The following is a 12,072-nucleotide window of genomic DNA, read 5'->3' as shown; positions in this document are numbered from 1 at the left end:
TGAGCGAGGAGCATGTATTTTTCTTCACCCTCTACTTCGTCCATTCTTTATGCAGTAACGCATAGATGTATGTGTCGTCATACCTTGCCTTACCATCGTCGTTTTCAAAGGAGACAAACTCTTTAAAACAACCTTCCTGTCGCATATGCAAACGTTCACAGAGTTTTTGAGAGGCCAGGTTGTAAACTTCTACCCAGGCGTACAAACGTCTGGCACCTTTTACTTTAAATAAATAATCAAACAGTGCAGCAACTGACTCGCTTGCATATCCCTGATGTTCATAACGTTGATTAAAATGCCAGCCTACTGACCAGGTATTGCTGTCTGGCTCGTTGCTATTGTCCGCAAAAAGATGTCCGATTACGGTATCGGTTTCTTTTAGACAAACGGCATACTGTGCTGGGTCAGAGGCTCGTTTAGCCACGTCGACCTCTGCCTCAGCGAGTGAATGTAACTTTTCATCCTTAAAGCAAGGAGTACGTGGTGAAGAGAGGTAATCGAAAAGTGCTGGCGCATCCTCTTTCTTAAAATGGCGAATGATTAACCTTTGCGTGGTAATAATGTTCATAATGTCCTTGAAAATGTAATGCCAGCCAGTTCAGTAAAAGTCTGTTTTAAACTGGCCGGAACACAGGGCTGAGATTAGCCGTTCCGGCTATTCCCCGGTCTGTCTTTTCGCATGCCAGTAAATCGTGTGATCGTCACGAAAAATACCGGAACAAAGAAAATGGCCAGTAGCGTTCCGCTAATCATCCCGCCGAATACACCGGTACCAATCGCATGCTGTGTGCTGTCGCTGGCTCCACTGGCAAGCATCAGCGGAACAACACCTAATGTAAAAGCCAGAGATGTCATCAGAATTGGCCGTAAGCGTTGCTTTGCAGCCGTCAATGTCGCGTCAATAAGGCTCTTTCCTTCTTTCAGCAATTGTCTCGCGAACTCGATAATCAGAATCGCATTCTTGGCGGAAAGTCCAATCAGAGTTATCAGACCCACTTTGAAAAAGACGTCATTCGTCATATTCGTAACGGATACGGCCAGCACAGCGCCGAGCAGCCCCAGAGGAACAACGAGCATGACCGCGAAGGGAATGGACCAGCTTTCGTATAGAGCAGCCAGCACCATGAATACCACCAGTACCGAGAGCACAATAAGACCCGGAAGCTGTGATGCAGACTCTTTTTCCTGTAACGAACTTCCCGCCCACTCACCGGCGAACCCCGGTGGTAAGTGCTTAGCCAGATTGTCCATTGCCGCCATTGCGGTACCTGACGATTTTCCCTGTGCGGCACTCCCGGTTAGGCGTATGGCAGGATATCCCTGATAGCGTATCAGTTGCTGCGGTGCAACATTCCACGAAAGCGACACAAAAGTGGATAATGGAAGCATCTGCCCCAGACGGTTTTTGACAGACAAAACCAAAAGTTGTTCAGGCTGCATCCGGTATGGCGCGTCCGCCTGGACGATAACCTGCTGAACCCGACCATTATTGGTATAGTCATTCACATAATTGGAACCTGCTGCAACGGAAATGGTTTGATTTATTTCATCAAACGATACCCCCATGGCCTCCGCTTTTTCCCTGTCGATATGCAGGGAAAGGCTTGTTCCCTCACCAAGTCCATCAATATAGACATCGGCAAGGTGAGGATTATGATTTGCCTGTACAATAAGCTCATCGGCCGCCTTTTTGAGTGCCTGATAGCCTTTCCCCCCTCTGTCCTGTAAATAATAAGTGAACCCGGATGAGGTTCCCATATCAGAAATGGCCGGGGGCAGCAGACTCATTGTTACGGCGTCCGGCACGTTTGCCATTTGGGACTGAATATGGTCAGCTTCTTCCTGTGCCGTGGTTCCTTTGCGTTGTTTCCAGTCCTTGAGGGTGGTGAATGCCATGGCCGAATTTTGGCCTGACCCTGAGAAACCAAATCCCAGGATCATAATGTTACTTTCTACCGCCTGCCGATGAGCGATCTCCTCTTCAAATGTATCGACGACCTTAAGCGTCCGCTGCATCGTGGCATCAGAAGGAAGCTGGATTGAGGACATAAAATAACCCTGATCTTCATCAGGTAAAAATGATGAGGGTAAGGAGGACAGCCCGGCAAACAATGCCAAACATAATGCAGCGTAGATCATCATCATACGGCCAGTACGCTTCAGTACAAATCCAAGACCAGTGGCGTAAAACGCAATGAGGCGATGAAAGTGAGCGTTAAACCACGCTGAAAATGCGCTGCTTTTACCCTGATGAATACCATGTGGTTTGAGCAGGGTTGCACAAAGCGCAGGCGTTAACGTCAGCGCCAGGAATGCCGACAGTAAAATGGATATCGCCATCGAAATGCTGAACTGTCGATAAATAATACCCACAGAACCGCTGGCAAAGGCCATTGGTATAAACACCGCAGTGAGCACCAGCGTAATACCAATGATTGCCGGCGTAATTTCACGCATCGCTTCTCGCGTTGCATCCTGTGGAGACATTTTTTTGTCTTCCATCAGTCGTTCGACGTTCTCTACCACAACAATAGCATCGTCAACAATAATCCCGATGGCCAGTATCATTCCAAACATGGTTAGAATATTGATGGAATAACCGCTTAATAGCATTACGGTAAATGTGCCGAGCAGCGCCACGGGTGCCACAATCGCAGGAATAAGCGTACAGCGTATCTTGTGAAGGAAAAGCAGCATCACGAAAAAGACCAGAACCATGGCTTCAACAAATGTCTCAACTACCTTCAATATCGATAGCTTTACAAATGGAGCCGTATCGAAAGGCACGGTGAATGTCATTCCCTCGGGAAGCACACCGGACAGTTCTGTTAACCGCGCGCGGATACCCGACGCAGTACTAATCGCATTTGCGCCAGGAGACAATTGAATGGCGGCTGCCGTTGCAGGCACGCCATTTTCACGGATGCCAAATGCGTAACTTTGCAACCCTGATTCCACGCGGGCAACGTCTGCCAGTGTCACCCGGGCGGCTGAGACCTGTGATTTAATCGTGATATTGCGAAATTCTTCAACCGAAGAGAGCTGCCCTTTTACCGTTATTGGATAGGTCACCTCTTGGCTGCTCGTCGCGGGTTCATCTCCGGTTCTGCCCGGTGAAACAATCACGTTTTGTTGACTGATGGCGCTTAATACATCCGTAACAGAGAGCCCATAGCTGTGTAATTTCATCGGGTCCAGCCATATGCGGAGTGCCTTTTCTCCGCCAAAAAGCTGAACTTTACCTACACCAGGTACGCGACGGAGTTCATCAGTAACATTCCTTGCAAAATAATCGCTTAAGTCAGCTTCCTGATAGTCTCCGTTTGGCGATTTTAACCCCACCATCATTAAAAAACCGGAATTAGCTGCCTCAACATTTATCCCATTCTGTCTGACCGACTGCGGCAGGCGGGATTCCACAATTTTAATTTGGTTCTGCAGATCCATCTGGGCGAGTTTGATGTCGGTGCCGGGTTTGAAAGTTACCGTAATTGACGCCATCCCTGTCGTGTCACTGGAAGATTCAAAATAGAGTAAATTGTCAACACTCGCAATTTCACGCTCGATCAGAGACACGACGGATGTGTTCATCACTTCCGGGCTGGCTCCGGGGTAACTCACTGAAATGATAATACCGGGTGGCGCAACTTCAGGGTATTGCGCAACCGGTAAACGAGGTATGGACAACAGTCCCGTCAGAACAATAAACAGGGCAATAACCCATGCGAAGATGGGGCGCTCAATGAAAAAGTGCGGCATCAGGTGTACTTCCAGTCAACATACAAAGGGTAAAAGTTCAGCATGGTTATCCTGATAAAGAGGTCTCATCGTCTGTCGAAACCCGTTTACCGATATCCCTGAGCTGGGAAAATTTCTCAAGAAGTTGTGGTGCGTCATCCAGGCTTGTTGCAAACATCCACGTATAGGTCATGACGGAATAAATATGTCCGGCATTAATTCCGGATTCCATGCTCATCCTGATAATGGTCATGGAAAAGAGAGCCGAAACCAGAAGGCCTATTGATAAATATCCCCTTGCCTCTCTGTCGGATAACACCACGCGCAGACGGGCAAGTGTGTCATAATGTCGCTTAAGAGCACTAAAAGGCGCCTTATTAACATAATCGACCTCTTTCTCAAGGCGATTATTCAGCCGTCTGTAGAATGTCTCATTTTTGCTGGCATAGCTTGAGACAAAACACATCAGTATTCCCACGATGATCAAACAGGCTATACCTGTCCAGAACTCAATCCATAACAGCATAATTGCTGCGCCGAAAAGGGAAATGATTGAGGTGATCAAGACCGGCAGGTGCAACTCGAAGAAATCTACAAATTCACGGGACAGAGTGACTCTCGCAGCAATAGTCGAGTGATTAAGTGAATATTTTCGCTGAGCTAATACTACAGTCACAGCAAGACTTGCGTAGATACGTGCAAACGTTCGCGTATCGACACTACGTCTGGTGGCTCCCATGCACCACATGAACAGAACCATCAGGCCATAAAGGGCCGCATGTGACGGCTGTCCGCCCAGGATGGCATTTATCGCCATGCCCGCCAGAACGGGGTAGAGCAGGAATGCAACGTTTTCAGCAATAACCAGCATGAAAGTAATGCACAATTTCTTTCTGTACCGCCAGGCAAGTGTCTTAAGTGAGATAGCAACCCCGGGGGCCATAGGTTTGTTGTTGCCTTTATGAATCATGATAAATTTGTATTAAACATTTGGGTGTAAAAGGTTCTGCCGTTGGTTTATTTTTTAGCTAAATGAAACGAGACAGCATAACAGAGCAGTCATAAATCAATGGGCTAAGTGTAACGTGATGATGTCAATCGTGAATGGATGTTTTATGGAGGATATGTGTACTCACTCCTGAGGTTATGTATCATGTTGACATTGCATAATATCAAACCATTCTTATACATAAGCATAAAGGTAGTCCGCAAAAGAAAACCATTAAAAAAAATTCATAATAAAAAACAAAATCATAAATATCTGGAAAAGTATTCAAAAGCAGATGCAATACAATGATGGTGTGTATAAACAGTAAAATCAGACCGAATGTTATTGCAATGAAGCTTTTAATAACTCCAGCTTTTTTCTGAATGATAAATGATAATGCTGTAATGATTATCAAAACACGAATCAGTAAAGATGAGGGTAATGTGGATTCTACTTTTTCATTAATTGAATGCATAAGGTAAAGCCAGGTAGATAACAACCCATATGAAACGATGCAAAATAAAAGTGAGGCCATCAAATTCTCGCGCCGGAAAAAACATTTAGTCAACACCCTAAACCTCCTAAGACAAAGTACATATTGCATGCAACACTTAACCTGGTTGGAGATTATCACTTAGCGATGTTGATTAATTATTTATAAAATGTGTAGTGAATATGGAGAGCGTGGCTGGTAAAATTTTAAGAAAATTTCTTGATGAACTTTTCCAAAAAATATCTGTCCAAAAACATCAAATTGAAAATTCATGTTTGTAATTGAGTTAAAGAACTTTAAGCATGACGATAAAAGTGCTTTCAGGGTAAAATGCATGTTGTCATCAGCACTGTGGAAGAAAATATGAACAACAACAATCTGATTATCGTCGCAGAAGACGATGATGACATCGCTGCCATACTGACAGGCTATTTACGTAAGGCAGGTATGAAAACCTTAAGAGCTGAAGACGGTGAGCAGGCAATCAATCTTACCCGTCTGAACAAGCCTGATCTCCTGCTGTTGGACATCCACCTGCCCGTGTACGATGGCTGGAATGTTCTCACCACGTTAAGAAAGGAAACGAATGTACCGGTCATCATGGTGACAGCACTGGATCAAGACGTTGATAAATTGATGGGGCTACGACTCGGGGCGGACGACTATGTGATAAAACCCTTTAATCCATCTGAGGTTATTGCCCGGGTTGAAGCTGTGCTTCGCAGAACCAGACCGGTTGCAGAGTCTACACATTCACGGCCTTTAAGAACGCCTTTTTTAACGATTTATCCTGATGAGTTTTACGTTGAAATCACTGCACAAGGTGAGGTTTCCACGCCAGTATTAACCACCACTGAGTTTAAGCTTTTAACCTATCTGGCGAGAAACCCGAGAAAAGTCTGTTCACGTGAAGAGTTACTCGATGCGTGTTTACCTGAGGGAGACTCGCTGGATCGTACTGTAGACAGTCATATGAGTAAACTTCGGAAAAAGCTTGAGCATGCCGGATTGAAGGGCATTCCGGAAAGCATCCGAGGATTAGGCTACCGGTTGGGTGACAAAAAATGACCAAAGAAACGATTCTGAGCCGTCAGATTTTGACATATATGTTATTGTTAACGTTTGTTATTATTGCCATTGCAATACTCGGTTCCTACTTATTTTATAGTTTCCTGATTTATTACCTGCCGGGTGGAATGAACGAAGGTAGTGAAGATGCTATGACATTCCTTGACTGGATGTGGATTCTGATGGCGTCCATTACCAGTCTGGTCGTTGCACTTTTCTTTACCGTAAAGCTGTCTGCCAGAATATTTAACCCACTGAATGACGTCGCATACAGCCTGAAACAAATCTCTCAGGGAAACCTTAGTGCCAGAGCATTTAACAGCAGTTCTAAGTTGGGAGAGATGAATAGGCTCGTCAATGACTTTAATGAGATGGCTGAAAAATTACAGACGCTGGATGCGCAGCGAAATTTATGGAATGCTGCAATTGCTCATGAACTCCGGACGCCGGTGACTATCTTACGTGGGAGGCTTCAAGGACTGGTTGACGGCGTTTTCGAACCAGAACCGTCGTTATTCAGGAACCTTCTTAAACAAACTGAAGGTCTGACCAACTTAATTGAGGATCTCCGCGTCGTGAGTTCGTCAGGAGGCGCTGGGTACTCCTTGATGCTGAGTGAAGTCGATCTCAAGTCCACGATTTCAAATGCGCTTGATACCTTTTGGCCGGATTTTGATAAAAAGCATTTCAAAATTGTCACTGAGATTAACCATCAGTATTGCGTTTGCGATCCCTTACGCATTATTCAGTGCCTCACCGTTCTTTTTGACAATGCCTTAAAATATTCCACATCACAAACGCTGTTAATAAAGAATGGTATTACAGGAAACGATAATTTTATTATCGTTCAGGACAAAGGACCTGGAATTCCTGAAGAACTCCAGAAGTCCTTATTCCAGCCTTTTCAGCGAGGACAATACGCCAAAAATATTAATCCAGAGGGCTGTGGTTTGGGGTTGTCGGTAGTTAAAGCCATTATGTGCGCCCACGGCGGAGACGTTAGCTATAGTATGACACCAGAAAATGGCTCACTTTTCAAACTCTCATGGCCTGTTTAAGGGCATGAATATACAGGCTCGATTGAACTTGTTTTAGCAACAGACAGATCCCACATACTGCCGATTTTGGCGTCCCAAATTGATGGGGTGATTTTAAGTTTGCCTCTTTTGGGGCTTAGTGTTATTTCGCTGAAATAGATATCTTCTCCTTTTAGCATAAGATCGACGCGGCAGTAGTCTATTTCTTTTGCTAAGTCCTGGGCGGCAATAACGGACTTATGAAATGATTCTGGTTCATCAACCGGCAATGGCATATTTGGGTATTCCATCTGAAAGGGTTGCAAATTCCACGCTCTGTCATAAACGTTAATGAATTCGTTTCCATCGCTGTCAGTAAAGTCTGCCTCGATAAAACATGCCACACCGTGAAAGCAATGTATTCTTAGCATTTCCGGAGTTATACTCCGGTGTTTACTGGAAAATAGATCCAGATACATTTCGCATAGGACCACAGGTGGTATATTTTTATACTGCCATTCTCGGGTCGTATAATACATGTTCTTTTTAAGAGATAGTTTTAATCTGCTTTTAACCTTAGCGGGATCAATATTCGTTTTGTCCGTGCATATGACCGCGCTTCCACTATCATGATTGCATTTCAAAACAAATTTAGGGGGTAGTTTATCGAAATCAATATCATCAACTCTGTTATAAACACCTACTAAAGGAATAAGCTTGATTAAATTAGTTCTTTTCTCAACATACTCCCTGACCAGAAGTTTATCAGCAAGCATCGTATAAAATGGGTTGTGGATAAATAAAATGCGATGGCAGATTTTCTCATTAAGCGTCACAGGATTGAGTAAATCCGGATATGTGCCAGATATTTCTCTTAACCTGTCTGCATGAAATGAAATGTCATTAGTCAAAATGGTTCTGCATTTTCTCAACAAATATTCAATGTATTTGATTTGATAGTTTATTTTGTTCATAGTACCTCCTGTTCAGAAAGAAAATTCTGACAGAGGTTTGTTGATTTATTTTTTGCAAATCATGGAGAGTATATGGAGCGACATGCTTCTTTATTAACAGAAATTAATCCGGACCATTATCCGCTCCTTGCACCCAGGGGACTTTACCGGCGTAGATGATGCGTCAGGCTATTAATCCTCAAAAGTGCTTACTGCTTATTCGCGGGACCGCCGTCTGATTTGGGTTGGATCTTGACGACTAATCTTTGAGCTATTCCCGGCTTGCCCTTTTCAAAACGCCATTTTTTAATCATTTTATCAATGACTTGATGTTCCAACTCCGGAGTCGTTGTCGATTCAAGTATCTTTACATTCTGAACTCTGCCATCTGAATCAACATCGTACTGAATCCGCAGGAAACTCGGCAGTAGGTTTCCGTTCTTATCACGAGTGGTAATTGATGTGTTTGCAGAGGAAATGCTGCCTGAAGGTGTGCTGGCGCTGGCCTCTGTGCCAACGCAGAGTGTCAGTAACAATGGCAAAATTAAAGTGAATAGTCTGCTAGTTTTCATTAATCGTCTGAGTTCCAAAGTTAACCATGAATATTCACGTTACCAACGGCGCGCGTGACAGGTTACCAGATGAGATGATCCGTGAACACCGCGTCTTCAGCGGCAATCACATTGAACTCCTTACTTGGCGCTTCGTACTGCATCCATTCCCGAGGACGTTTGGCTATCAGGACAAGTGGCCGCTGAGCGACTATATCAACGACTCTTTTGCCAGTTGTCGGCAGCGCTATCCGGCTCGTCGGGGAACATGAGCGAGCTAACCCCCTCAGGTGATTAGCATGGATTCGCGTCCCGCGCTGAAGACGTTCAGCTAATCCTTTTTCACTCCGGTGCTCGGGATCTACCGCGCTTGCAACGTTAATGGAGTGATCTCCGGGGCCTAAGCGGCAGCCTGCTGCTGATGCTAAGGGGGAGATTCTTCAGTCATTCCTGCGACACCTGGGAGCTTAACACGGAAGCGGCTGCGCATAGCGCCAGCAGGGAGAATCCCGGAGAGCGATGCGTGAGACCTTATCCCGGCTACGCTGTTGGGCCGTATTTGTGCCGCTCTTGTGCCGTATTTTTGCCGGGTGACAGCTACACCTTACCCGGCCTGGAGCCCCAAATCACCGCTGGCGCTGGGGCTACTGAAACTGCCGGTGCTGGCGGCCTCAAAATCGCTGAGACGTTCCCGGAAGGCCGGGGGTACAGGGGGCGGCGGCGACTGGCCGCCCCCTGTGCGCTCCCTGCGCCATGAGTGACATAACGCAGACAATTAACCGGGAGCGCAATACCCGCTGAAGCCACAGATAACATAAAAGACTTCCCAGCAGTACTTTCCCGCCCCTGGCCCTCTCCCGGAGGGAGAGGGAACCGTCCGGCAGTCGTTGCCGCTGCCATACTGCTCCCTGCGCCACGGAAAACCGGGTGCAGCAACACGAAGCAGGAGCATAAAGTACGCTGAAGTCACGCGTGATAAACGCTTTCCCCGGGCTGAGAACCTGTAAAACCGATAACCGTCTCCACCGCCGCCGGGCAAGCTATCGCTCCGTGCCCGCCATGTTGCCGGGTGGCGCTTCGCTTACCCGGCCTACAAAGGCTGCCCGCGATTTGGCGCTCTATTCACGCCCTTCGTAGGCCCGCGCAAGCGTAGCGCCGCCGGGCAAGGACAGCGGGCACGGAGCCGATTTTGTGCCGGGTGGCGGCTGCGCCTTACCCGGCCTGGAGCCCCAAATCACCGCTGGCGCTGGGGCTACTGAAACTGCCGGTGCTGGCGGCCTCAAAATCGCTGAGACGTTCCCGGAAGGCCGGGGCAGCCCGCATGGATGCGGGCTGAGGGCCGTGTTTTGCACGGACGCTGCCTCGGCCCGACCCGAAGCCTGCAGGGATAAGTCGAAGGGACCACGCAGTGGCGATTTTGCTGGCCGGAGCCCGGGGGTACAGGGAGCGGCGGCGACTGGCCGCCCCCTGTGCGCTCCCTGCGCCATGATTGACATAACGCAGAAGACTAACCGGGAGCGCAAACTACGCTGAAGTCACGCGTGATAAACGCTTTCCCCGGGCTGAGAACCTGTAAAACCGATAACAGTCTCCCCCGCCGCCGGGCAAGATATCGCACCGTGGCCGCCATGTTGCCGGGTGGCGGCTGCGCCTTACCCGGCCTACAAAGGCCTCCCGTCAGCTCATATCCCCAGGCCCACGCTAACGCAGCGCCGCAGGGAAGGTATCAGGCTCCGAGCTCAACATGTTGCCGGGTGGCGCTTCGCTTACCCGGCCTACAAAGGCTGCCCGCGATTTGGCGCTCTATTCACGCCCTTCGTAGGCCCGCGCAAGCGTAGCGCCGCCGGGCAAGGACAGCGGGCACGGAGCCGATTTTGTGCCGGGTGGCGGCTGCGCCTGACCCGGCCTACAAAACCAGGGCTGTCCGTACCGTCCTCGCGGCAGACCCCACGTTCAGCGCCGCCGGGCAGTTACTGCGCCTGCTGCTGCGCCTGCGCCAGCTGGCGGACAATCGCCTCGCGTCGCGCATCCCCTTCCGGCAGCCGGGCCAGCAACGCCTGCAGGGCCGCCACGGCCTCGGGGTAATCTTCATTACGCACCGCGCTCAGGGCCAGCATCTCCAGCACCGGCAGGCTGGTCGGCTGTCGCTGATGCAGGTCGCGCAGCAGCAGCTCGCCCATCCGGACCTGACCGCTATCCCCCGCCCGCACCAGCGCGCTGGCATAATCGAAAGCCGCCGCCGGGTCGTCCGCCGCCAGCGCATGCGCCCGGCCAAAGGCGCCGATCGCCGTCTCGCCATCGTTCAACAGCAGACCCAGCCGCCCAAGCAACTGCCAGCCGGCGAGGTCGTGCGGAGTATTCTGCAGATGGCTGCGCAGGCCAAGCCGCAGCTCCGCCAGCTCATCCATACGCAGCGGCGGCGCGGTCGGGTCCTTAACCTGCTGTAACAGCGCAGGATAATGCCGCTCCGCCTGCTGCCAGAGCAGCACCTGGCCAATATCGCTGGTTTTCAGATACAGGCCCAGACTCAGAACCACCAGCAGCAGCGCGCCCGGAAGCAGCGCCCAGCGGCTTAGCGGCCGTTCGCCAGGCTGTGCCTGGGGCGGGATATCCGTCAGCAGCGTGCGCTGCAGCTCGACGACCAGCGCCGGGTTGTCCTCGCCGCGCTCCTGCGCCAGCTCCTGCAGGCGCGACTGATACAGGGCGCGGTTGAGGGTATCGCGGTCCACCGCCCCTTTGCCCGACCACGGGAAGTACAGCAGCCCCAGCGCGCCAGCCAGCAGCAGCCCGGCGATAACCACCAACAGGCTCATCGTTCTTTTCCTTCTTTCAATAATGCCGCCAGCCGCTGGCGCTCTTCGACGCTGAGCGCCGCGTCAGGGATGTCGCGACGACGCGCGCGGGCGATAATCACCCCCGCGCCCGCCAGGACGAACAGCCCCGGCCCCAGCCACAGCAGCACCGTGCCCGCGGTCAGCGGCGGCTCGTAGCTGACAAAATTGCCGTAGCGGGCCACCATATAGTCAACGATCTGCCCTTTCGTTTTCCCCTGCTGCATCAGCTCGTACACCTTCTGCCGCATATCGGCGGCAATCATCGCGTTCGAGTCGGCGATGCTGTTGTTCTGGCATTTCGGGCAGCGCAGCTGGGAGGTGATCTCGCGGAACGCCTGCTCCTGGGCCTCGTCTTTAAACTGCCAGGTATCGATGGCGGCCCACGCCTGGCCGGTAAGCATCAGCGCCAGCAGGATGGCTATGACACCTCT

General features: G+C 49.7%; 10 protein-coding genes. 2 read left to right on the top strand and 8 right to left on the bottom strand.

What is annotated here, in order from left to right:
* Positions 1-31 precede the first annotated feature (31 nt).
* From ACLH1U_RS02435 to ACLH1U_RS02420, 4 genes are all read right to left on the bottom strand, one after another.
* Entirely contained in the window at positions 32-568 is a 537-nt protein-coding gene (locus ACLH1U_RS02435) for a GNAT family N-acetyltransferase (protein WP_048297679.1), read from the bottom strand.
* 74 nt (positions 569-642) lie between these two features.
* Complete coding sequence (gene kexD, locus ACLH1U_RS02430) at positions 643-3,759, bottom strand: multidrug efflux RND transporter permease subunit KexD (RefSeq protein WP_411299021.1); 3,117 nt, start codon at positions 3,757-3,759, stop codon at positions 643-645.
* 46 nt (positions 3,760-3,805) lie between these two features.
* Complete coding sequence (locus ACLH1U_RS02425) at positions 3,806-4,681, bottom strand: ABC transporter six-transmembrane domain-containing protein (protein WP_411299124.1); 876 nt, start codon at positions 4,679-4,681, stop codon at positions 3,806-3,808.
* A gap of 229 nt (positions 4,682-4,910) precedes the next feature.
* Entirely contained in the window at positions 4,911-5,330 is a 420-nt protein-coding gene (locus ACLH1U_RS02420; RefSeq protein ID WP_194859605.1) for a transporter, read from the bottom strand.
* 252 nt (positions 5,331-5,582) lie between these two features.
* Here ACLH1U_RS02420 and ACLH1U_RS02415 point away from each other — a divergent pair, with 252 nt between their 5' ends.
* Positions 5,583-6,287 (top strand): response regulator, encoded by a 705-nt coding sequence (locus tag ACLH1U_RS02415; RefSeq protein WP_004151175.1) that lies wholly within the window; start codon positions 5,583-5,585, stop codon positions 6,285-6,287.
* Entirely contained in the window at positions 6,284-7,345 is a 1,062-nt protein-coding gene (ccrB, locus tag ACLH1U_RS02410; protein ID WP_085551018.1) for a HAMP domain-containing histidine kinase CrrB, read from the top strand. The genes ACLH1U_RS02415 and ccrB overlap by 4 nt, the downstream gene beginning before the upstream one ends.
* On the opposite strand, the gene ACLH1U_RS02405 is transcribed toward ccrB, so the two are convergent.
* The 4 genes from ACLH1U_RS02405 to ACLH1U_RS02390 form a co-directional block, all read right to left on the bottom strand.
* Positions 7,342-8,277 carry an ATP-grasp fold amidoligase family protein gene (locus tag ACLH1U_RS02405; RefSeq protein ID WP_065805516.1) on the bottom strand — a complete coding sequence of 312 codons (936 nt, stop codon included), beginning with the start codon at positions 8,275-8,277 and terminating at the stop codon, positions 7,342-7,344. The two genes, ccrB and ACLH1U_RS02405, sit on opposite strands and share 4 nt — an antisense overlap.
* Before the next feature lie 188 nt (positions 8,278-8,465).
* Positions 8,466-8,828 (bottom strand): TonB family protein, encoded by a 363-nt coding sequence (locus ACLH1U_RS02400; RefSeq protein ID WP_074423151.1) that lies wholly within the window; start codon positions 8,826-8,828, stop codon positions 8,466-8,468.
* A 1,949-nt stretch (positions 8,829-10,777) separates the two neighbouring features.
* Positions 10,778-11,620 carry a c-type cytochrome biogenesis protein CcmI gene (gene ccmI / locus ACLH1U_RS02395; RefSeq protein ID WP_049014466.1) on the bottom strand — a complete coding sequence of 281 codons (843 nt, stop codon included), beginning with the start codon at positions 11,618-11,620 and terminating at the stop codon, positions 10,778-10,780.
* The gene (locus tag ACLH1U_RS02390; RefSeq protein ID WP_074442570.1) at positions 11,617-12,063 is read right to left on the bottom strand and encodes a cytochrome c-type biogenesis protein; all 447 of its coding nucleotides are present in this window, start codon (positions 12,061-12,063) and stop codon (positions 11,617-11,619) included. Before ACLH1U_RS02390 ends, ccmI begins: the two co-directional genes overlap by 4 nt.
* Positions 12,064-12,072: the final 9 nt, after the last annotated feature.

The sequence above is a fragment of the Klebsiella sp. 1SOBk5mer genome, assembly GCF_046603115.1.
GTDB lineage: Bacteria > Pseudomonadota > Gammaproteobacteria > Enterobacterales > Enterobacteriaceae > Klebsiella > Klebsiella quasipneumoniae.
Note: the sequence above shows the minus strand (reverse complement) of the source record. Positions and strands in the feature narration are given on the sequence as shown.